At 62.4% G+C, this 22375-nt stretch carries 20 protein-coding genes; 15 read left to right on the top strand and 5 right to left on the bottom strand.

Features of this window, described 5'->3' with window-relative positions; genetic code table 11:
- Positions 1-420: 420 nt before the first annotated feature.
- Both tfpB and ACZ5BO_RS33505 read right to left on the bottom strand, forming a co-directional pair.
- Entirely contained in the window at positions 421-2199 is a 1779-nt protein-coding gene (gene tfpB / locus ACZ5BO_RS33510) for a type IV pilus assembly ATPase TfpB (protein WP_464697566.1), read from the bottom strand.
- A 108-nt stretch (positions 2200-2307) separates the two neighbouring features.
- A complete protein-coding gene (locus tag ACZ5BO_RS33505; RefSeq protein WP_464697565.1) occupies positions 2308-2625 on the bottom strand; it encodes a hypothetical protein in 318 nt (105 codons plus the stop codon).
- Between the two features lie 124 nt (positions 2626-2749).
- Between ACZ5BO_RS33505 and ACZ5BO_RS33500 the strand changes: the two genes are divergently transcribed.
- Positions 2750-3220, top strand: a complete 471-nt coding sequence (locus ACZ5BO_RS33500) for an Lrp/AsnC family transcriptional regulator (protein ID WP_025130943.1) — start codon at positions 2750-2752, stop codon at positions 3218-3220.
- 28 nt (positions 3221-3248) lie between these two features.
- Here ACZ5BO_RS33500 and ACZ5BO_RS33495 read toward each other — a convergent pair whose 3' ends face one another.
- Positions 3249-4616, bottom strand: a complete 1368-nt coding sequence (locus ACZ5BO_RS33495; protein ID WP_025130944.1) for a CYTH domain-containing protein — start codon at positions 4614-4616, stop codon at positions 3249-3251.
- 159 nt (positions 4617-4775) lie between these two features.
- On the opposite strand from ACZ5BO_RS33495, the gene argE reads away from it, so the two are divergent.
- The 11 genes from argE (at position 4776) to coaA (ending at position 16203) form a co-directional block, all read left to right on the top strand.
- A complete protein-coding gene (gene argE, locus ACZ5BO_RS33490) occupies positions 4776-5933 on the top strand; it encodes an acetylornithine deacetylase (RefSeq protein ID WP_464697564.1) in 1158 nt (385 codons plus the stop codon).
- A 136-nt stretch (positions 5934-6069) separates the two neighbouring features.
- A complete protein-coding gene (gene argA / locus ACZ5BO_RS33485; protein WP_025130946.1) occupies positions 6070-7368 on the top strand; it encodes an amino-acid N-acetyltransferase in 1299 nt (432 codons plus the stop codon).
- A gap of 502 nt (positions 7369-7870) precedes the next feature.
- Positions 7871-9196, top strand: a complete 1326-nt coding sequence (locus ACZ5BO_RS33480) for an OprD family porin (protein ID WP_464697563.1) — start codon at positions 7871-7873, stop codon at positions 9194-9196.
- Between the two features lie 273 nt (positions 9197-9469).
- The gene (locus ACZ5BO_RS33475; RefSeq protein WP_025130948.1) at positions 9470-10108 is read left to right on the top strand and encodes a peroxiredoxin; all 639 of its coding nucleotides are present in this window, start codon (positions 9470-9472) and stop codon (positions 10106-10108) included.
- 311 nt (positions 10109-10419) lie between these two features.
- Positions 10420-11013, top strand: a complete 594-nt coding sequence (gene ssuE, locus ACZ5BO_RS33470) for an NADPH-dependent FMN reductase (RefSeq protein ID WP_025130949.1) — start codon at positions 10420-10422, stop codon at positions 11011-11013.
- 88 nt (positions 11014-11101) lie between these two features.
- Positions 11102-12067 carry a sulfonate ABC transporter substrate-binding protein gene (locus ACZ5BO_RS33465; protein ID WP_025130950.1) on the top strand — a complete coding sequence of 322 codons (966 nt, stop codon included), beginning with the start codon at positions 11102-11104 and terminating at the stop codon, positions 12065-12067.
- 24 nt (positions 12068-12091) lie between these two features.
- Positions 12092-13240, top strand: coding sequence for an FMNH2-dependent alkanesulfonate monooxygenase (gene ssuD, locus ACZ5BO_RS33460; RefSeq protein ID WP_025130951.1), 1149 nt, complete (start codon positions 12092-12094; stop codon positions 13238-13240).
- Between the two features lie 9 nt (positions 13241-13249).
- Positions 13250-14038: an aliphatic sulfonate ABC transporter permease SsuC gene (gene ssuC / locus ACZ5BO_RS33455; RefSeq protein ID WP_011064108.1), complete on the top strand. Its 789-nt coding sequence runs from the start codon at positions 13250-13252 to the stop codon at positions 14036-14038.
- The gene (gene ssuB, locus ACZ5BO_RS33450) at positions 14035-14841 is read left to right on the top strand and encodes an aliphatic sulfonates ABC transporter ATP-binding protein (protein ID WP_011064107.1); all 807 of its coding nucleotides are present in this window, start codon (positions 14035-14037) and stop codon (positions 14839-14841) included. The genes ssuC and ssuB overlap by 4 nt, the downstream gene beginning before the upstream one ends.
- A 109-nt stretch (positions 14842-14950) precedes the next feature.
- On the top strand, positions 14951-15166 hold the full coding sequence (locus ACZ5BO_RS33445; RefSeq protein ID WP_011064106.1) for a TOBE domain-containing protein: 216 nt from the start codon (positions 14951-14953) through the stop codon (positions 15164-15166).
- A 119-nt stretch (positions 15167-15285) separates the two neighbouring features.
- On the top strand, positions 15286-16203 hold the full coding sequence (gene coaA / locus ACZ5BO_RS33440) for a type I pantothenate kinase (RefSeq protein ID WP_464697562.1): 918 nt from the start codon (positions 15286-15288) through the stop codon (positions 16201-16203).
- 8 nt (positions 16204-16211) lie between these two features.
- On the opposite strand, the gene ACZ5BO_RS33435 is transcribed toward coaA, so the two are convergent.
- On the bottom strand, positions 16212-16850 hold the full coding sequence (locus ACZ5BO_RS33435; protein WP_464697561.1) for a TetR/AcrR family transcriptional regulator: 639 nt from the start codon (positions 16848-16850) through the stop codon (positions 16212-16214).
- Between the two features lie 142 nt (positions 16851-16992).
- Positions 16993-18369, bottom strand: coding sequence for a glutamine synthetase family protein (locus ACZ5BO_RS33430; RefSeq protein WP_011064103.1), 1377 nt, complete (start codon positions 18367-18369; stop codon positions 16993-16995).
- A gap of 278 nt (positions 18370-18647) precedes the next feature.
- On the opposite strand from ACZ5BO_RS33430, the gene ACZ5BO_RS33425 reads away from it, so the two are divergent.
- The 3 genes from ACZ5BO_RS33425 to ACZ5BO_RS33415 are packed head-to-tail and all read left to right on the top strand — an operon-like array spanning position 18648 to position 22248.
- On the top strand, positions 18648-19430 hold the full coding sequence (locus ACZ5BO_RS33425; protein ID WP_025130954.1) for a gamma-glutamyl-gamma-aminobutyrate hydrolase family protein: 783 nt from the start codon (positions 18648-18650) through the stop codon (positions 19428-19430).
- A gap of 38 nt (positions 19431-19468) precedes the next feature.
- On the top strand, positions 19469-20827 hold the full coding sequence (locus ACZ5BO_RS33420; protein WP_011064101.1) for a glutamine synthetase family protein: 1359 nt from the start codon (positions 19469-19471) through the stop codon (positions 20825-20827).
- Positions 20828-20883: 56 nt separating this feature from the next.
- On the top strand, positions 20884-22248 hold the full coding sequence (locus ACZ5BO_RS33415; protein WP_025130955.1) for an aspartate aminotransferase family protein: 1365 nt from the start codon (positions 20884-20886) through the stop codon (positions 22246-22248).
- The last annotated feature ends 127 nt before the right edge of the window (positions 22249-22375 follow it).

Genomic DNA, 22375 nt, shown 5'->3' with positions numbered 1-22375 from the left:
ACCGGCTGCAGCTCGGTGATGGCGTTGCGGATTTCTGGAGCCAGGGGCAACTTGGCGTTTTCCGCCAGGGCCTTGCGGAACCAGTCGCCGTGTTCGCGCAGGCTGTTGCGGACCTCATCGCCAGCGGCGGCATCGCCGGGCTGGCTGCTCAGGGCCTCCAGCACATCGGCCCGCAGGGCGTCGTGCATCATGTCGGCCTCCAGGTGGTTGCGCAGGGCGCTGGCGTTGAGCTCGTTGTCCACCAGTGCCCGCGCCAGGCGTGACTGGCCCCATAAACCCAGCCCGGCCACCAGGGCAATGGCCAGGAGGCTGACAGCCCCGGTGGCGAGCATGTTTTGACGAATGTTCATACCGGGCTCCCTGCTTATCTCGGCGGTGATTCAAGCGTAGTCCAGCGCCTGGGGTTCGCCTCCGGTGCCGCTATGGGGGCTGGTTGCCGGGCGTGACCCGTAGCACTTCCTCAAGGCTGGTCAGGCCTTGGGCAACCTTGTGCGCGGCAGCCAGGCGCAGGCTGCGCATGCCATCGGCGCAGGCCTGGCGGTGCAGGCGGGCAAGATCCAGGTCGCGATGGATCAGGGCCTTGAGGGATGAACCCAAGGGCATGATTTCGTAGACCCCGGTGCGCCCGTGGTAACCGGTACCCCGGCATTCGGCGCAGCCCACCGCGCGCTGGCCGCCGGCAGCAGGTGGCAGGTGCTGGGTTCCGGTCAGGCTTTCCCAGTCATCCGCCGTCAGTTCGGCGGGAACCTTGCAGTGCGGGCAGAGGGTGCGCAGAAGGCGCTGGGCCATGACCCCGATCAAGGTGGCCTTGATCAGGTAATGGGGCACCCCAAGTTCCAGCAACCGGCTGATGGCGCCGGGGGCGTCGTTGGTGTGCAGGGTGGACAGCACCAAGTGCCCGGTGAGCGCAGCCTGGATGGCCATTTCCGCGGTTTCCAGGTCGCGGATCTCGCCGATCATGATGATGTCCGGGTCCTGGCGCATCAGGGCCCGGACACCGCTGGAAAAGCTCAGGTCGATGTTGTGCTGGACCTGCATCTGGTTGAACGCCGGCTCGATCATCTCGATCGGGTCTTCGATGGTGCACAGGTTGACCTCGGGGGTCGCGAGCTTTTTCAGGGTGGTGTAGAGGGTGCTGGTCTTGCCCGAGCCGGTGGGGCCGGTGACCAGGATGATGCCGTTGGCCTGAGTGGTCATGGCCTGCCAGCGGCTCAGGTCGTCGGCACAGAAGCCCAGCTGGTCGAAATCCTTGAGTAGCACCTGGGGGTCGAAGATGCGCATCACCAGCTTTTCGCCGAAGGCGGTGGGCAGAGTCGAGAGCCGCAATTCGATTTCGCTGCCTTCGGGCGTGCGGGTCTTGACCCGGCCATCCTGGGGTTTGCGTTTTTCCGCGACGTTCATCCGCCCCAGGCTCTTGAGGCGGCTGACGATGGCCAGGGTGACCTGGGGCGGGAACTGGTAGACGTTGTGCAACACCCCGTCGATGCGAAAACGCAGGGTGCCTTGCTCGCGGCGGGGCTCGATGTGGATATCGCTGGCCCGTTGCTGGAAGGCGTACTGGAACAGCCAGTCGACGATATTGACGATGTGGGCATCGTCGGCATCGGGCTCCTGGTCGCTGGCCCCGAGTTTGAGCAACTGCTCGAAGCTGCCCAGGCTGCTGGCCTTCTGCTCGCTGGTGGCACCGCTCACCGACCTGGCCAGGCGATAGAACTCCAGGGCCAGGCGCTGGATTTCCACGGGGCTGGCCACCACTCGCCGGATCGGGCGCTTCAGGACATGGGCCAGATCGGCCTCCCAGGCACTGACGTAGGGCTGGGCACTGGCCACGGTCACGCCCTGGGCATCCACGGCCACGGCCAGGATCTTGTGCCGTTGGGCGAAGGTGTAGGACATCAGGGGGGTGATGCTGGCGACGTCGATGCGCAGGGGATCGATGCGCAGGTAGGGCTGACCGGCCTGCTGCGCGAGCCAGCAGGTGAGGCTGTCCAGGTCCAGGCGTCGGTCCGGGTGGTGCAGGTCCGGCAGGTGCTGGTTGGCGAGGAACTCCAGGGGATGCAGGGAGCTGCCGAGCCCCTGGCGACGGGCGCTCATCGCCTGCTCGGCAGCCTCCTGGCTGATGCGGCCCTGGCCAAGCAGGTCCCGCAGCAGGTCATTGAGGTCCAGCCAGCGATCCTGGGAAGTGTGCGCTGTGGCCATTGAGGCTCCTTGGGGCAATAGAGAGATGGGTCTCTGACCACAAAGTGCCAAGAATAGTCCCGCCAAGCCGAGGAGCCGTCGGTCAAGGGTTGCAGGGTTTTGCCGGCTTTAGCCCGCGGCCTGCAGGCGGGCTGGTTCGGCCAGTTGCAGTTCCACCGAGCAGACGCTGATCAGGTTGCGCAGCTTTTCACTGATCACTCGGGCCCGGTGCCAGCTCAGGCCGTCGAGCTCCACTTCGATGTGCAGGGTGGCGTCTTCTTGCAGCACCGCGACCCGTTGTGGCACCAGGAACTGCAGGGCGAAATGATTGAGCACCCGACACAGTACGTCGGCTTCGGCGTCGGCGACGACCTGATAGTGCACGCGGCAGTGGGCGTTGTTGACGCACCAGGCGTCGGCGCGGGGAGCAGGGTCAGGAAGGGGCATGGCGGTCTCCAGATCAGTGGAGAAATTTTTACATGCGGTTTCGGGTATTTCTTATCTAAGATTGGCTAGTTATGGATTAAATCGAATTGTTCTATTCGATAAATATAAATTTAAGGAATTGATTATGCATAGCGAGCTGGACGCCTACGATCGCCGGATTCTCGCGTTGCTGCAAGAGGACGCTTCGCTCTCCAGCGCACAGATCGCCGAGCAGGTGGGATTGTCCCAGTCGCCGTGCTGGCGACGGATTCAGCGCTTGAAGGAAGAGGGGGTGATTCGCGGCCAGGTGACCTTGCTCGACCGCAAGAAGATCGGCCTCAACACGCAGATTTTTGCCGAGATCAAGCTCAACGCCCACGGGCGCTCCAACTTCACCGAATTCACCGAAGCGATCCGCGGGTTTCCGGAGGTGCTGGAGTGCTATGTGCTGATGGGGGCAGTGGATTTCCTGCTGCGCATCGTGACCGCGGATATCGAGGCGTATGAACGGTTCTTCTTTGAGAAGCTGTCCATGGTGCCGGGGATTCAGGAAGTGAACTCGATCGTTGCCTTGTCGGAGATCAAGTCCACCACCAGCCTGCCGGTCATGGGCTGAGCGGCGGCGGGCTGGGGCGGCGCTGCCGTTACATGCGCAGCAGGGTCTTCCAGGCACGGTTCTGGAACACCGCGATGGCCTGCTGCTTGCGGGCATCGAGGGTTTCATCGGTGATCGGCTCGTTGGCCAGTTGTGCCAGTTTGTTCAGTTCACCGTAGAGACGGTCCAGTTCCGCAATCTCCAGCACGGCCCGGGCGTGATGCAACCAGGCCTGGATGCGTTCGATACGCGGCAGTTGCTCGGCCAGGTCTTCGGGTTGCTGCTGGTAGCGCGGCAGTTGCAGGGAGGTAGCTTCCTCGGCCAGCAGGCGCGGCAGCCAACTGCCCAGTTGCGCGGCGCCCTGGCGGTTGCCACGGGTGTTGCGGTCGCCGGTCCAGGCACGGGCCAGCAACCAGCGCGAGGTGTTCAGGGAGAACAGGCCCCAACGCACGTCCTGCAACTCTTCGATGAACTGCTCCGGTGCGGCCTTGCGCACGTCTTCGTCGTCGAGGCCGGCCTGCACCAGTGGCCGCCAGTCTTCGAGCAGGGCGTCCAGGGCGCTGCGCAGTTGCGCAGTGGACTGGCGTGGCGCGGCCTGGCCCAGGCTGCTGGCCAGGGCCCGCAGTTCGGCGAGGTTGTCTACCCAGTCCTGCAGCAGGCGCCAGTGACCGTTGAAGCGATACTGTTCGGCCAGGCGCTGGCTGCTTCCCAGCAGGTGCCAGGCGAGGGCGGCGAAGGCGTCGTCCAGCGCCAGTTCGGCGCTCAGTTGCGGGGCGGGCAGGCTCAGGGAATAGCTGTCGGCATCGAACAGGCGATAGCCACGCTCGGCCTTGCTGATGTCGCAGGGCATCAGCGGCAGGGTGAGGGCCAGCTCGGCCGCCAGTTCCAGCAGCGCGGCCGGTTCGCCCTCACGCAGCTCCAGTTCCAGCTCGCAGATTTCTTCCTTCTGCTTGCCGGCAATGACCTGGCCCAGGTCCAGGGCCGCCTCGATCACTACCTTGGCCTTGCCACGGCCCCAGGCGATTTCTGCACGCTCACGAACAAAATCCGTGGTGAACAGTGGCTTGAGGGTCTTCTTGTCCAGCTCGGCCAGGGCCTCGGGCCAGCACTCGCCTTCGAGCTTCTTCACGTCGAGCTTGGCCTTGGGCAACTGCCAGTCGTACTCGTTGCGTTCGGACAGGCCGGCGACACTCTGGCCGCTGGTCTTGAGGGTCTGGATCACTGCGTCACCGTCGCGGCGCAGGCGCAGGGCAACCTTGGCCCGGGCCAGGTCGCGCTCTGGGGTGTCGAAGTACTGGTTCATCAGTTCACGGCGTTCCCAGCCACTTTTGTTGCGCTTTTTCAGCAGCGGGTGCTCGCGCAAAGCGGCGAGGGTTTCGCGGCTGACGCGGAGTTTGATTTCGGTTTCTTTCTGCATGGCCGGAAAATCCAGGATCGGGAGCGCAGCCGGGGAAGAGTTGGCTGCCAAGGCCGTGCAGTGTACAGGACAAGGCGCCAGGAGGTGCCGCGACGGTTCCTTCTGTTCACGTGATGCCTCTATGATGGACCTCATCTTGGGATCTTCCGGAGCCAGCTCATGCCATTGCCGTCCATGAAGGATCAGTTCGCCGCACTGATCGCCACGCCATCGGTGAGTTGCACCCAGCCGGCCCTGGACCAGTCCAACCGCCCGGTGATCGACCTGCTGGCCGGTTGGCTCGGTGATCTGGGGTTCGCCTGCGATATCCAGCAGGTCGGCCCGGGCAAGTTCAACCTGCTGGCCAGCTTTGGCAGTGGCCCCGGCGGCCTGGTGCTGGCCGGGCACAGTGATACGGTGCCGTTCGACGAGGCGCTGTGGCAGACCGATCCGCTGAAGCTGACCGAGGCTGATGGCCGTTGGATTGGCCTGGGCAGTTGCGACATGAAGGGTTTTTTCGCCTTGATCATCGAGGCGGTGCAGCCCCTGCTCGAGCAGCCGTTCAAGCAGCCCTTGCTGGTCCTGGCCACCTGCGACGAGGAAAGCTCCATGGCCGGGGCGCGGGCCCTGGCCGAGGCCGGTCGTCCCCTGGGACGTGCGGCGGTGATCGGCGAGCCCACGGGGCTCAAGCCGATCCGCCTGCACAAGGGGGTGATGATGGAGCGCATCGAGATCCTCGGGCGCAGCGGCCACTCCTCGGATCCGAGCCTGGGCCGCAGTGCCCTGGAAGCCATGCATGACGCGATCGGCGAACTGCGCGGGCTGCGCCTGCTGTGGCAGCGTGAATACCGCAATCCGCAGTTCAGCGTGCCGCAGCCGACCCTGAACTTCGGCTGCATCCACGGGGGCGACAATCCCAACCGCATCTGTGGCCAGTGCTCCCTGGAGTTCGACCTGCGGCCCTTGCCGGGCATGGACCCGCAAGCCCTGCGCGAGGCGATCCGGCAGAAGCTGCGGCCGATTGCCGAGCGCCATGAGGTGAAGATCGACTATGGGCCACTGTTCCCGGCGGTGCCGCCGTTCGAGCAGCCCGAGGATGCCGAGTTGGTGCGAGTGGCGGAGCGGCTGACCGGGCATCGCGCCGAAGCAGTAGCGTTTGGCACCGAAGCGCCTTATCTTCAGCGCCTTGGCTGCGAGACTCTGGTGCTCGGCCCCGGCGATATTGCCTGCGCCCACCAGCCGGGGGAGTACCTCGAAATGTCACGCTTGCAGCCTACCGTGCATCTATTACGAGAGTTGATTGAACATTACTGCCTGACGCCGGCCCAATTTCAGTAAATTGCCGGTGCCTTTGTCCGTACCCATGAGGAGAGTAAGCGTGTTGCCAAGCCTGTTCCGACGATAACCATCAGCCCGCTGTGCGTTTCCCGTTTCGTCCTTTCATAGGCTGCTTTTTATTTACAGGCTCAGGTTCATGCCCGAATACGTCAATTGGCTTCGCCACGCGTCTCCCTATATCAACGCCCACCGCGACTGCACCTTCGTGGTCATGCTGCCCGGCGACGGCGTTGAACATCCCAACTTCGGCAACATCGTTCACGACCTGGTGCTGCTCCACAGCCTGGGCGTACGCCTGGTGCTGGTGCACGGCTCGCGCCCGCAGATCGAAGCCCGCCTGGCCGCCCGTGGCCTGACGCCGCATTACCACCACGGCCTGCGGATCACCGACGCCGCGACCCTGGAGTGTGTGATCGACGCCGTTGGCCAGCTGCGCATTGCCATCGAGGCGCGGCTGTCCATGGACATGGCCTCTTCGCCGATGCAGGGCTCGCGGTTGCGGGTGGCCAGCGGCAACCTGGTCACCGCCCGTCCGATTGGCGTGCTGGAAGGCGTCGACTATCACCACACCGGCGAAGTGCGTCGGGTCGATCGCAAGGGCATCAACCGCCTGCTGGACGAGCGCTCCATCGTGTTGCTGTCGCCCCTGGGCTATTCGCCCACCGGCGAGACCTTCAACCTGGCCTGTGAAGACGTGGCCACCCGCGCGGCCATCGACCTGGGGGCCGACAAGCTGTTGCTGTTCGGCGCCGACCTGGGGCTGCTGGACGAAAATGGCAAGCTGGTGCGCGAGCTGCGTCCGCAGCAGGTCCCGGCCCACTTGCAGCGTCTGGGCAGCAACTACCAGGCCGAGCTGTTGGATGCAGCGGCCGAGGCGTGCCGCGGCGGGGTCGGACGCAGCCATATCGTCAGCTATGCCGAGGACGGCGCCTTGCTCACCGAACTCTTCACCCGCGACGGCGGCGGCACCCTGGTGGCCCAGGAGCAGTTCGAGCGGGTGCGCGAGGCGGCGATCGAGGATGTGGGCGGCTTGCTGGACCTGATCAGCCCGCTGGAAGAGCAGGGCATCCTGGTGCGGCGTTCCCGCGAGGTGCTGGAGCGCGAGATCGAGCAGTTCAGCGTGGTGGAGCGCGAGGGCATGATCATCGCCTGTGCGGCCCTGTACCAGATTGCCGATTCCGATGCCGGCGAGCTGGCGTGCCTGGCGGTGAACCCCGAGTACCGCCATGGCAAGCGCGGCGACGAACTGCTGGAAAGGATCGAGGCCCGCGCTCGGGCCCAGGGCCTGAAGACCCTGTTTGTCCTCACCACCCGTACCGCTCACTGGTTCCGCGAGCGTGGTTTCGTGCCCAGCAGTGTCGAGCGCCTGCCATCGGCCCGGGCCTCGCTGTACAACTACCAGCGCAATTCGAAGATCTTCGAAAAAGCCCTCTGAGCCCGCCTCTTTGCACAACTAGCCGCCACGGCCCGATCAATCGATCGAACCGCGGCGGCCAGCTGCACATGTCAGAAAAATTTCATTTCGATACAAAAACTGTAACAAATTGACGGGAGGATAGGCTCTTAGCCATTATTGCGTCGCTTTTTTGATCCTGAATGACGTTTTGTGCTTGTACACGCAGGGGATCTTGGGGGCTGAGCCAGGGGAATATCTTTCAGAAATAAGCTTGCAAGCGTCTACGCTGCATCTCTTGTCGGGAGAGTGGCGAGCTTTATTCCTGAAAGGTATGAAAAAGAATTAAACAATTCTTTTTGGGTTTATGAGTAATTCATTACCCTGCATGGACCAAATAACTGCGATTAGACCATGGTCGTAGACACAGATCGTTACGATTGACTTATCGGTCACGGTCTGGCGCTAATCGCGCATCTGTGGCACCCGGGCATTCGATCCGGGGCCAGGAACCACAAAAATTAGAAAACGAGAGGAGCGATACATGAACAAGTCCACCTTGGCCCTGGCTGTGGCCGTAGGGGTTTTGGCGCAGCAGGCAGGCGCCGCCGGTTTCATCGAAGACAGCAAGGCCACCCTGGGCTTGCGCAACTTCTATATCAATACTGATAACCGTGACGGTCCTGGCGCGAACAAGAACGAAGAATGGGGTCAAGGCTTCGATCTGCGTTTCATCTCGGGTTACACCCAAGGTACCGTTCAGTTCGGCGTTGACGCGATTGGCCTGTACGGCGTTCGTCTGGACTCCAGCCCGGCCAAGAGTGGTAACTCCAGCGGGAGTGCTTCCGGTGGCACCATCTTTCCAAGCGATGGCAACCGTGCCGTTCCTGACTTCGCCAGCCTGGGCCTGACCGGCAAGGTCAAGATCTCCCAGACCGAACTGAAGATCGGTACCCTGCAGCCGAACAACCCGGTTATCAAGACCAACGATGGTCGTCTGCTGCCACAAACCTTCCAGGGTGGCCAGATCACTTCGAACGAGATCAAGGACCTGACCCTGACTGCTGGTCAGATCGAGCACGCCAAAGGCCGTAACTCGAGCAACAACGAAGGTCTGTCGATCGCTAACGCCAACGCTGGTTCCAACTACAGCAAAGGCGAGTTCAGCAACAAGTTCTACTTCGCCGGTGCGGACTACAAGATCACCAAGGATCTGACCGCTTCCTACTACTACGGCGAGCTGAAAGACTTCTACACCCAGAACTTCCTGGGTCTGGTGCACAACTGGGCTATCGGCCCGGGCGTTCTGAAAAGTGACCTGCGTTACTACCGCAGCCGTGACAACGGTGCCAACGGTGATACCGCCACTTACTTCTCCCCAGGCTACTACGGTGGCAGCATCACCAAGGGCAAGGTCGACAACAACCTGTACAGCTACCTGGCCCTGTACTCGGTTGAAGGGCACACCTTCGGTGGTGGCTATCAGTACACCAACGGCGACAGCGACTTCCCTTGGCTGAACCAGGGTGACGGCTCGTCCAACAGCACCATCACCGACATGCAGATCCAGAAGTTCGCCCGTGCTGGCGAGCGTACCTGGCAGGCGCGTTACGGCTATGACTTCGCCAAGGTTGGCGTACCAGGCCTGACCGCTAACGTGATCTACCTGCGCGGCAACAACATCGAGACCACCGTCGGCGACAAGACCGAGTGGGAACGTGACCTGACCGTTGCTTACGTTATTCCGGAAGGCCCGCTGAAAAACCTCGGCTTTGCCTGGAAAAACGCTATGTGGCGTACCGACCTGGCTTCGACTCGTTCCCAGGACGAAAACCGTCTGATCGTCAGCTATTCGATCCCGCTGCTGTAATAGCGTGATAAAACCTCGCCCGGCGCAATGCCGGGCGAGGTGTTGCTTCAAGTCAGGCCCACCCCCGTGAGCCCTTCCTGAGTCCCCCTCTTTTTACAGCTACTCAAGGCCTTCTCGAACCTTGTTGAGAAGGGTGGTCTTCCTGTGTCCGATGGTCCAGTGAAGAGATTTTTAATATTCAATTCAGTTATTAATAAATCGATATATATTCTTTTTAAATAGTCTCCCGTGCAGGCAGAGTAGCTCCATAACGCACTCACAGGAGCAGCACCCATGAGCCTCAGACTGGGCGACATCGCCCCCGACTTCGAACAGGATTCCAGTGCCGGCAAGATTCGTTTCCACGAGTGGCTGGGCGACAGCTGGGGCGTGCTGTTTTCCCATCCGGCGGATTTCACCCCGGTGTGCACCACCGAGCTGGGGTTCACTGCCAAGCTCAAGGACGAGTTCGCCCAGCGTTCAGTGAAGGCCATTGCCCTGTCGGTGGACCCGGTGGACTCCCATCACCGCTGGATCGAGGACATCAACGAAACCCAGCACACGGTCGTCAACTTCCCGATCCTGGCGGATGCCGATCGCAAGGTTTCGGACCTCTATGACCTGATCCACCCCAATGCCAGCGACACCTTGACCGTGCGTTCGCTGTTCGTCATCGACCCGAACAAGAAGATTCGCCTGACCATCACCTACCCGGCCAGCACCGGGCGCAACTTCAACGAAATCCTCCGGGTGATCGATTCACTGCAACTCACCGACAACTACAAGGTGGCCACCCCGGCCAACTGGCAGGACGGTGACGAGGTGGTGATCGTGCCGTCGCTCAAGGACGAGGAAGAGATCAAGCGACGCTTTCCCAAGGGTTATCGCGCAGTGAAGCCCTACCTGCGCCTGACCCCGCAACCCAACCGCTGACCCACTAACCGCTGTAGGAGCCGGCTTGCCGGCGAAGGCGGTGGTGAGGCCGGTTCAAGTTTCGCGGACCCTTTCGCGGGCAAGCCCGCTCCTACGCAGCACGCAGGAGTAACAGATCCACAAGGCAGGGGATTTGGGCCGTTTCGACGGCCTATTTTTTTGCCTGTCGTCCAGGGATTTGCATATGCATATATGGAATAAACAAATGAATAAATAAGATTTATGGATATAAAAATAGGCTGTTAAGGTCTGTTCAGTCCGGCGAGATCGCATCCCGCGAATCGCTCTCTTTTGTTCAAGGAATTCCCTGCATGCTGGTGGTCTCTCTCGGTGGCAGTCCCAGCCAACGCTCCCGTTCCGGGGTGCTGCTGGAGTTGTCCAAGCGCTGGTTACAGCAGCAAGGCGTGGAAGTGGTCGGTTACCAGGTCCGGGACTTCCCGGCCGAGGATCTGCTTCACGCACGCTTCGACAGCCCCAAGGTCATCGACCTGCTGCAACAGATCGAACAGGCCGATGGCCTGCTGATCGCTACGCCGGTCTACAAGGCATCGTTCTCCGGCGCCCTGAAAACCCTGCTCGACCTGCTGCCGGAGCGCGCCCTGAGCCACAAGGTGGTGCTGCCCATGGCCACCGGCGGCAGCATTGCCCACATGCTGGCGGTGGATTACGCCCTGAAGCCGGTGCTGTCGGCGCTCAAGGCCCAGGAGATGCTCCAGGGCATCTTTGCCGAAGACAGCCAGATCGCCTACGGCGAGGGCAGCGCCCAGCCACAGTTGGCCCCAGCCCTGGAGCAGCGCCTGCACGAGGCCCTGGAGCAGTTTCACAGCGCCCTGGCCCGTCGTCCCAAGCCGCTGGATCCGAACCTGCTCAATGAACGCCTGTTGAGTGCTCGCTGGAGCATTTGAGCTTCACCCTGATTGAAACACTCGCCTTACTCGCCCGCCAACGGGCAAGCAGGTGCAGCCACAATCCCACAGCAAAAAGGAGAGCGCCATGCGCCCTGTCATTTTGCGTCGCGGTCTGGTCGCTCTGTTTGCTGCGGCTGTGTCCTTCGGCGCCATTGTTCAAGCTCAAGCCGACACCTTGCGTATCGGTTATCAGAAATACGGCACCCTGGTGTTGCTCAAGGCGCGGGGTTCGCTGGAGAAACGCCTGGCGCAGCAAGGTGTCGACGTGCAATGGACCGAGTTCCCCGGCGGCCCGCAACTGCTGGAAGGGCTCAATGTCGGCTCCATCGATTTCGGTGTGACCGGCGAGACACCACCGGTGTTCGCCCAGGCTGCCGGCGCCGACCTGCTCTATGTGGCCTATGAGCCACCGGCTCCCCACAGCGAAGCGATCCTGGTGCCCAAGGACTCGCCAATCAAGACGGTGCAGGACCTCAAGGGCAAGAAGGTGGTGCTGAACAAGGGCTCCAACGTCCACTACCTGCTGGTTCGCGCCCTGGAAGACGCCGGCCTCAAGTACAGCGACATCCAGACCGTGTTCCTGCCTCCGGCCGATGCGCGCGCCGCGTTCGAGCGTGGCAGTGTCGATGCCTGGGTGATCTGGGACCCCTACCAGGCGGCCGCCGAGCAGCAACTGCAGGCGCGCACCCTGCGTGACGGCAGCGGCATTGTCGACAACCACCAGTTCTACCTGGCGACCAAGCCCTACACCCAACAGCATCCCGAGGTGATCAAGGCCCTGGTGGAGGAGGTGCGGGCGGTAGGCGAGTGGTCCAGGGCCAATCCGCAGGAGGTCACCGAACAGGTGGCGCCGCTGCTGGGCTTGTCCACCGATATCACCCTGACTTCGGTCAAGCGCCAGGGCTATGGCGCAGGCTTCCTGACCCCGGAAGTCATCGCCGCACAGCAGAAGATCGCCGACAGCTTCTATCAGCTCAAGCTGATTCCCAAGCCGCTGCGCATTGCCGATGTGATCTGGACACCGACCGCCACCGTGGCCAAAGCGCCGTAATTCGACCCCTTAGGAGACCACTCCATGAGCCTCAACATCTTCTGGTTCCTGCCCACCCACGGCGACGGCCATTACCTTGGCACCGCCGAAGGCGCTCGCGCCGTCGACCATGGTTACCTGCAGCAGATTGCCCAGGCGGCCGATCGGCTCGGTTTTGGCGGCGTGCTGATTCCCACCGGGCGTTCCTGCGAGGATTCCTGGCTGGTGGCGGCCTCGTTGATTCCGGTGACCCAGCGCCTGAAGTTCCTGGTGGCCCTGCGCCCGGGGATCATTTCCCCGACGGTGGCGGCGCGTCAGGCGGCGACCCTGGATCGGCTGTCCGGCGGCCGGGCGCTGTTCAACCTGGTGACCGGTGGCGATCCGGACGAACTGGCCGGCGATGGCCTGTTCCTCGACCATGAAGAGCGCTACCAGGCTTCAGTGGAGTTCACCCGCATCTGGCGCCGGGTATTGGAAGGCGAAACCGTGGATTACGACGGCCAGCACATCAGCGTGAAGGGCGCCAAGCTGCTTTATCCGCCGCTGCAGCAACCCCGCCCGCCGCTGTATTTCGGCGGTTCCTCGGAAGCGGCCCAGGACCTGGCGGCCGAGCAGGTGGAGATGGTTCTGACCTGGGGCGAGCCGCCGGCCGCCGTGGCCGAGAAGATCCAGCAGGTGCGAGACAAGGCCGCCAAGCTTGGGCGCACTGTGCGCTTCGGCATTCGCCTGCACGTGATCGTGCGGGAAACCAATGCCGAGGCCTGGCAGGCCGCCGAACGCCTGATCTCCCACCTGGACGATGACACCATTGCCCGGGCTCAGGCGTCCCTGGCGCGCTTCGACTCCGTGGGCCAGCAGCGCATGGCGGCCCTGCACGGTGGCCGCCGCGACAGGCTGGAAGTCAGCCCCAATCTGTGGGCCGGCGTCGGCCTGGTGCGTGGTGGTGCCGGCACCGCCCTGGTGGGCGATGGCCCTACCGTGGCGGCGCGGATGCAGGAATACGCGGACCTGGGCATCGATACCTTCATCTTCTCCGGTTATCCACACCTGGAAGAATCCTATCGGGTGGCGGAACTGCTGTTCCCGCACCTGGACATCGAGCGGCCCAAGCTGCCCGAGACCGCAGGTTATGTCAGCCCGTTCGGAGAGATGGTCGCCAATGACATCATTCCCAAAGCCGCGTCCCAGAGCTGAGGTGCGGTCATGAATGGACAACGTATAGTGCAGCGGCTGGCGCCCTGGGGGCTGCCGCTGCTACTGCTCGCAGTGTGGCAGTTATCGGTGTCGGCCGGCTGGTTGTCGACCCGCATCCTGCCGGCTCCCAGTGCAGTGATCGAGGCCGGCGTCAGCCTGGTGCGCAGCGGCGACATCTGGACTCACCTGGCCATCAGCGGCTGGCGCGCCGGCCTGGGTTTTGTCATCGGTGGCGGCATCGGCCTGGCGCTGGGCTTTATCACCGGCCTGTCGAAGTGGGGCGAGCGGCTGCTGGACAGCTCGGTGCAGATGATCCGCAATGTGCCGCACCTGGCGCTGATTCCCCTGGTGATCCTGTGGTTCGGCATCGATGAGTCGGCGAAGATTTTCCTGGTGGCCCTGGGCACGCTGTTCCCGATCTACCTCAACACCTACCACGGCATCCGCAATGTCGATCCGGCGCTGGTGGAGATGGCCCGCAGCTACGGCCTGTCCGGCTTCGCCCTGTTCCGCCAGGTGATCCTGCCCGGCGCCCTGCCTTCGATCCTGGTGGGGGTGCGCTTTGCCCTGGGCTTCATGTGGCTGACCCTGATCGTCGCCGAAACCATTTCCGCCAGCTCCGGCATCGGCTACCTGGCAATGAACGCCCGGGAGTTCCTGCAGACCGACGTGGTGGTGCTGGCGATCGTTCTGTACGCGGTGCTCGGCAAGCTGGCGGACCTGGCCGCGCGTGGCCTGGAGCGGGTCTGGCTGCGCTGGCATCCGGCCTACCAGGTCGCCAAAGGCGGTGCCCAATGACGGCTCAACAACCTCCGCGGCTGCTGCAGGGCATTCCCCTGGCAGTGCGCAAACTGCAAAAGACTTTCGGTTCGCGACAGGTGCTGCGGGAAATCGACCTGCACATTCCCGCCGGCCAGTTCGTGGCGGTGGTAGGGCGCAGCGGCTGCGGCAAAAGTACCTTGCTGCGCCTGCTGGCCGGCCTCGACCAGCCCAGCGCCGGCGAACTGCTGGCCGGTTCCGCGCCCTTGAGCGCCGCCATTGAAGACACCCGGCTGATGTTCCAGGAAGCGCGCCTGCTGCCCTGGAAAAAGGTCATCGATAACGTCGGGCTCGGGCTCAAGGGCAACTGGCGCCCGCAAGCCCTGCAAGCTCTGGAAGCCGTGGGCCTGGCGGACCGCGCCCAGGAATGGCCTGCGGCCCTGTCCGGTGGGCAGAAGCAGCGCGTGGCCCTGGCCCGCGCCCTGATCCACCAGCCGCGGCTGTTGCTGCTGGACGAGCCGCTGGGGGCGCTGGATGCCCTGACGCGGATCGAGATGCAGCAGTTGATCGAACGCCTGTGGCAGCAGCATGGCTTCACCGTGCTGCTGGTCACCCACGATGTCAGCGAAGCGGTGGCGATTGCCGATCGGGTGATCCTGATCGAGGACGGCGAGGTCGGTCTCGACCTGCACGTCGAGCTGCCACGCCCGCGGGTGCGGGGTTCCCATCGCCTGGCGGCGCTGGAAACCGAAGTCCTCAACCGTGTGCTGTCACTGCCCGGCTCGCCACCGGAACCGGAACCCGTTTCACCCTTGCCCACGCAGCTGCGCTGGGCGCTCTAGAGCAGCGGCAAGTTTCCAGCTGCAAGCGGCAAGCAAGAGCGTCGTGCTTGTGCTTGCAACTGACGGCTTGAAGCTTGCAGCTCTGTTTTTCGACCTTAGGAGAAATACCATGACCATCAAGGCCATCAACGTACGCAACCAGTTCAAGGGCACCATCAAGGAAATCGTCGAAGGCGACGTGCTGTCGGAAATCGACGTGCAGACCGCTTCCGGCATTGTCACTTCGGTGATCACCACCCGCTCGGTGAAAGAGCTGGAGCTGTCGATTGGCAGCGAAGTGATCGCCTTTGTGAAGTCCACCGAGGTATCGATCGCCAAGTTGTGAACGACGCACGATCACGGCCCCGAACGGTGCGAGCCCTTCGGGGCTTTTTTCATGGGCGCTGTAAATAACGGTCAGATTTGATACTTTCCCTGCTTTCGGCAAGGCCTGACAGTACAGACATGACAACAAAGCAGGGTCCAAACGTGGGGTATCTGGAGTTCGATCGCGACCATTGGTCCGCTCTCCGGGCCGCAGAGCCGATGAACCTGTCGCCCTCCGATATGGAGGCGCTGACCAGCCCGACCCAGCCTATGGCGCCCGATGAAGTGCGGCAGGTCCTGCTGCCGCTGTCGCGCCTGCTGCATTTGCATGCGGCCCAGGTGCAGTCGCTCAAGGTGCCGCAGACCGGTTTCAAGACCCCCTACGTGATCGGTGTTTCCGGCAGCGTGGCGGTGGGCAAGAGCAGTTTTGCCCGGGTCCTGGCGGCGCTGCTGGCCTATTGGCCGGGCAAGCCCAATGTGCACCTGGTGACCACGGATTCGTTCCTGTTCCCGCTGGCCACCCTGCAGGAAAAAAACATCCTGCACCGCAAGGGCTTTCCCGAGTCCTATGACGAGCCGCTGTTCGTGGATTTTCTCCAGGCGGTGTGCCGCCGGGGCGAAGCGGCGCGGATTCCCATCTATTCCCATGTGCGCTACGACATCCTGGCCGATGAGGCGCAGTCGGTGGAGGCGCCGGACATCATCATCCTGGAAGGCTTGAATGTGTTGCAGGGGGAGCAGGGCCAGGGCCTGAATGCCCTGGATTTCATCGACTTCTCGATTTATGTCGACGCCCCTGAAGCGACCATCAAGACCTGGTACCTGGAGCGGTTCGTCTACCTGAAGAACACGGCCTTCCAGTCGGCGGATTCCTATTTCAACAAGTACAAGGGCCTGTCCGATTCCGAGGCGCTGTCAGTGGCCTCCGATACCTGGGACCGGGTCAACCTGAAGAACCTGGTTGAAAACATCCTGCCGACTCGGGAGCGGGCCAACCTGATCATCCACAAGTCGGCGGACCACAGCATCGACCGGTTGCTGCTGCGCCAGGCCTGAGCCGGCGTTCAGCGCGGGGTGGTGCGCTTGGCCAGGTAGGGCGGCAGGTACAGGCCCAGGTAGGCATCGAACACGCGCATGCCTTCCTCGGCCATGCGTGGGGTGATCTGCCCGTGCTGCTGCACAGAGCGGGCATACACCCGATCTCCCAGCTCCATGGCCAGGGCGAACACGTCCACATCGGTGGGCAGCGTCGGCAACTCGAAATGATGATCGAACAGCTTGTGCATCAGGTCCCCCAGCTCGATGTCGTGCTGGCGGTCGGCCTGGGTGACTTCGGTCAGGCCGTGCTGGGCGAGAATCAGTTGGCGGGCCGCCGCGTCCTCGCCGTAGATGTCGAGCATGCGTTGCTCCACCAGGCGCGACAGGTCGCGCCAGCTGCCGAGCCGCTCATGGTCGATAGGTTCCAGCAGGCAGGCGCGGAACGCCGCGTGGACATCGGCAGTGAGGGCTTCCAGCAGGGCCGGGACGCTGGCGAAGAAGTGATAGACCGAGGATGGCGGGATCTGCGCCTTGTCGGCCACGCTGTAGATCGACAGGCTGGCCACGCCCTCGGCCGCCAGCAGGGTTCGTGCGGCGTCGAGTATCGAGTCGATCCGGGCCTGGCTGCGTGCACGGGGTTTGCGAAGCGGTGCGGTGCGCGTCATCAGTCTCTCCTACAGGGCAGCGGGCATTGTACGCGAGTGAGCGATTATCCCTGTAGCCGCAGCCTGGGGCGCATCCGAATCACGGGCATAAAAAAAACGCCGCCGGGATAAACCCTGCGGCGTTCTTCAATGCAGCTGGCGCTTACACGGTGTGCAGGTACCAGTTGTATTCGAGGTCGGAGATGGAGTGTTCGAACTCCTCCAGCTCACTTTCCTTACAGGCGACGAAGATATCGATGTACTTCGGATCGATGTACTTGGCCATGACTTCGCTGTCGTCCAACTCGCGCAGGGCATCACGCAGGTTGTTCGGCAGGCTCTGCTCGTTCTGCTCGTAGGAGTTGCCTTCGGTCGGCGCCCCCGGCTCGATCTTGTTGGTCAGGCCGTGGTGCACGCCCGCCAGGACCGAAGCCATCAACAGGTAGGGGTTGGCGTCGGCGCCAGCGACCCGGTGTTCGATACGCACGGCATCGGCCGAGCCGGTCGGCACGCGGATGGCCACGGTGCGGTTGTCCAGGCCCCAGCTTGGCGAGTTCGGTACGTAGAACTGTGCGCCAAAACGACGGTAGGAGTTGACGTTCGGGCAGAGGAAGGCCATCTGCGCCGGTAGGGTCTCGAGCACACCGCCGATCGCGTGACGCAGTGCGGCGTTCTGCTCGGGATCCTCGCTGGCGAAGATGTTCTTGCCATCTTTGTCCAGAACCGAAATGTGAACGTGCAGACCATTGCCCGCCTGGCCCGGGTAAGGCTTGGCCATGAAGGTGGTGTCCATCTCATGGTCGTAGGCGATGTTCTTGATCAGGCGCTTGAGCAGGACCGCGTAGTCGCAGGCCTTGATCGGGTCGGCGACGTGGTGCAGGTTCACTTCGAACTGCGCCGGGGCGCTTTCCTTGACGATGGCGTCGGCCGGGATGCCTTGTTCCTTGGCACCTTCGAGGATGTCCTGGAGGCAGTCGACGTATTCGTCGAGGTCGTCGATCAGGTAGACCTGGGTGGAATGCGGGCGCTTGCCGGAGATCGGCGAGCGTGGCGGCTGTGGCCGGCCGTTCACATTCTCCTGGTCGATCAGGTAGAACTCCAGCTCGAAAGCGGCGCAGATGGTCAGGCCCAGTTCGTCGAACTTGGTGACGACCTGGCGCAGCACTTCCCGCGGGTCGGCGAAGAACGGATCGCCTTCCAGTTCGTGCATGGTCATCAGCAATTGCGCGGTAGGGCGCTTCTGCCAAGGCTCGTTGCACAGGGTGTCGGGGATTGGATAGCAGATCCGGTCAGCATCGCCGATGTCCAGGCCCAGGCCGGTGCTTTCCACCGTGGAGCCGTTGATATCCAGGGCAAACAGCGAGGCCGGCAGGTTGATGCCTTTCTCGTAAACCTTGTGGAGGCTGGTGCGTTCGATGCGCTTGCCGCGCACCACACCATTCATATCCGCAATCAGAAGGTCAACGTACAGAACTTCTGGATGTTCCTTGAGGAACGCGTTCGCTTCGTTGAGCTGAACGGCACGCGGGGGTACCGACATGATGCAACACCTTTGTTGTTAAAAATATCAATCATTGATCTTTTCTGGTTTCAGTCAACCCGAACGGCATGCCGAAGTCAAGCAAGGCCTTTTATGCCCTAATAAAGGGCTGCCGAGGCTCTTTTGAGGCAAAACAGGGCGTTTTTTGGGCCTTGACCACCATGTGCACCGCAGGCTTGAGCGGGCCGTGTTGTATTTTTTACGGGGGTGTTGTGTAAAAAAATGAACAAGGCTAAGCTCGAATCAAACCCATAACAGCAATAATACCGGGGTGTTTCATGTCTCGCCTGCCGTTAATCGGCGTCACCGCCTGCTCCAGGCAGATCGGTTTGCATGCCTATCACATCAGTGGCGACGAGTATGTCCAGGCAGTAGCCAGCGCAGCCCAGGGCTTGCCGGTGATTCTTGCCTCCATGGCAGACTTGCTTTCCCCGTCCGATATTCTGGACGGTCTGGACGGCATCCTCTTTACCGGCTCACCTTCCAATATAGAACCTTTCCATTACCTGGGGTCGGCCAGTGCACCAGGCACTGCTCATGATTCTGCACGGGATGCGGCCACCTTGCCGCTGCTCACTGCCGCCGTCGAGGCCGGGGTGCCAGTGCTGGGCATCTGCCGTGGCTTTCAGGAAATGAACGTGGCCCTGGGCGGCAGCCTCCACCAGAACGTGCATGAGGTGGGGCCCTTCAATGACCACCGGCACGCAGAAAAACCAGGCCAGCCCCTGGATGACTGGTACGCGCCAGCCCACGACGTGCACATCCAGGCAGGTGGCGTCCTGGCGGGCCTGGGCCTGCCCCGGGATATCCAGGTCAACTCGATTCATGCCCAGGGCGTAGAGCGCCTGGCACCAGGCCTGCGGGTTGAGGCGCTGGCGCCTGACGGCCTGATAGAGGCGATCTCCGTCGATACCGCCAAGGCATTTACGTTGGGGGTGCAATGGCACCCCGAATGGCAGGTAAGCTGCAATCCTCACTACCTGGCGATTTTCCAGGCTTTTGGGGATGCCTGTCGCAAGCGGGCAAAACAGCGCGACGCCGAAGCGTCATACAACGCCTGACTTAATAGAGAGTCAGGAAACTCAGCCTAGAGGCATTTATGAGTAACAACCTCGACCAGCTCACCGATTGGTTGAAAGACCACAAGATCACAGAAGTCGAATGCATGATCGGCGACTTGACCGGGATCACCCGGGGCAAGATCTCGCCGACCAACAAGTTCATTGCCGAAAAAGGCATGCGCCTGCCCGAGAGCGTGCTGTTGCAGACCGTGACCGGCGACTATGTCGAAGACGACATCTATTACGAGTTGCTGGACCCGGCGGACATCGACATGGTCTGCCGCCCCGACCAGAACGCGGTGTACCTCGTGCCCTGGGCCATCGAGCCCACTGCCCAGGTGATCCACGACACCTACGACAAACAGGGCAACCCGATCGAGCTGTCGCCGCGCAACGTCCTGAAGAAGGTCCTGAAACTCTATGCCGACCACGGCTGGCAGCCGATCGTGGCGCCGGAAATGGAGTTCTACCTGACCAAGCGCAGCGACGACCCCGACTACCCGCTGCAGCCGCCGATCGGTCGTTCCGGTCGCCCGGAAACCGGGCGCCAGTCGTTCTCTATTGAAGCGGCCAACGAATTCGACCCGCTGTTCGAGGATGTCTACGACTGGTGCGAGCTGCAGGAGCTGGACCTGGACACCCTGATCCACGAGGACGGCACGGCGCAGATGGAGATCAACTTCCGTCACGGCGATGCATTGTCCCTGGCCGACCAGATCCTGGTGTTCAAGCGCACCATGCGCGAAGCCGCGCTCAAGCACGACGTGGCCGCCACCTTCATGGCCAAGCCCATGACCGGCGAGCCTGGCAGCGCCATGCACCTGCACCAGAGCATCATCGACATCAACACGGGCAAGAACGTCTTCTCCAATGAAGACGGGACCATGAGCCAGCTGTTTCTCAACCACATCGGCGGGCTGCAGAAGTTCATTCCCGAGTTGTTGCCGCTGTTCGCCCCCAACGTCAACTCGTTCCGCCGCTTCCTGCCCGACACCTCGGCGCCGGTGAATGTGGAGTGGGGTGAGGAGAACCGCACCGTGGGCCTGCGGGTGCCGGATGCTGGGCCACAGAACCGCCGGGTGGAAAACCGCCTGCCGGGCGCCGACGCCAACCCCTACCTGGCGATTGCCGCCAGCTTGCTGTGTGGCTACATCGGCATGGTCGAAGGCCACAACCCAAGCGCGCCGGTGGTCGGTCGTGGTTACGAGCGGCGCAACCTGCGCCTGCCGCTGACCATCGAGGATGCGCTGGAGCGTATGGAAAACAGCAAGACCATCGAGAAGTACCTGGGCCAGAAGTTCATCACCGGCTATGTCGCGGTGAAGCGGGCCGAGCATGAAAACTTCAAGCGCGTGATCAGTTCGTGGGAGCGGGAGTTCCTGTTGTTCGCCGTCTGATCCGCCGGGCGCCACTGCCCGCCAGTGGCGCCTTCACTGACACTTAGGAGAGATTGATGACTCATAAAAACCCGCAAACCCGCGAGTGGCAGACTCTTAGCAATGATCACCACTTGGCACCTTTTAGTGACTTCAAACAGTTGAAGGAAAAGGGGCCGCGGATCATCACCCATGCCAAGGGTGTGTACCTCTGGGACAGTGAAGGCAATCAGATTCTCGACGGCATGGCCGGCCTGTGGTGCGTAGCCATCGGTTATGGCCGTGACGAGCTCGCCGAGGCCGCCAGCAAGCAGATGCGTGAGCTGCCTTACTACAACCTGTTTTTCCAGACTGCCCACCCGCCTGTGCTGGAGCTGTCCAAGGCGATTGCCGAGGTGGCGCCGGAAGGCATGAACCACGTGTTTTTCACCGGCTCCGGCTCCGAAGGCAACGACACCATGCTGCGCATGGTTCGTCACTACTGGGCGATCAAGGGCCAGCCGAACAAGAAAACCATCATCAGCCGGGTCAACGGCTACCACGGTTCCACGGTGGCCGGCGCCAGCCTCGGCGGCATGACCTACATGCACGAGCAGGGCGACCTGCCGATTCCGGGCATCGTCCACATCCCGCAGCCGTACTGGTTCGGCGAGGGTGGCGACATGAGCCCTGAAGAGTTCGGTATCTGGGCCGCCAACCAGCTCGAAGAGAAGATCCTCGAACTGGGCGTGGACAATGTCGGCGCCTTTATCGCCGAGCCGATCCAGGGCGCCGGAGGCGTGATCATCCCGCCGGACAGCTACTGGCCGCGGATCAAGGAAATCCTCGCCAAGTACGACATCCTCTTCGTCGCCGACGAAGTGATCTGTGGCTTCGGCCGCACCGGTGAGTGGTTCGGTAGCGATTTCTACGACCTCAAGCCGGACATGATGACCATCGCCAAGGGTCTGACCTCCGGCTACATCCCCATGGGCGGCCTGATCGTGCGCGACGAAGTGGTGGCGGTGCTCAATGAGGGCGGCGACTTCAACCACGGCTTCACTTATTCCGGGCACCCGGTGGCCGCCGCCGTGGCCCTGGAAAACATCCGCATCATGCGTGAAGAGAAAATTATCCAGCGCGCCCATGAAAAAGCGGCACCTTATTTGCAAAAACGTCTGCGCGAGCTGAGCGATCACCCGTTGGTGGGCGAAGTTCGCGGGGTAGGGCTGCTGGGGGCCATCGAACTGGTCAAGGACAAGGCCACCCGGGCGCGTTACGAAGGCCGTGGTGTGGGCATGATCTGCCGGCAGTTCTGCTTCGACAACGGCCTGATCATGCGCGCCGTGGGCGACACCATGATCATTGCGCCGCCCCTGGTGATCAGCGAAGCGGAGATCGACGAACTGGTAACCAAGGCGCGCAAGTGTCTGGACCTGACCCTGAGTGTGCTCGAGGGCTGAGTGCTAGGCTTTGAGCGCGGTGCTTGCGGGCACTGCGTTCAAAGCAGATATAAAGGCCTGGTCTTTTCTTGAAAGCCGGCCTTGGATCTTGCCAGACTACCCGCCGTTCCGTTTGCCCGGACTCTGG

This window comes from Pseudomonas sp. FFPRI_1, from assembly GCF_055384485.1.
The sequence above is the reverse complement of the archived record's forward strand: the minus strand, read 5'-3'. Positions and strand labels throughout refer to the sequence as shown.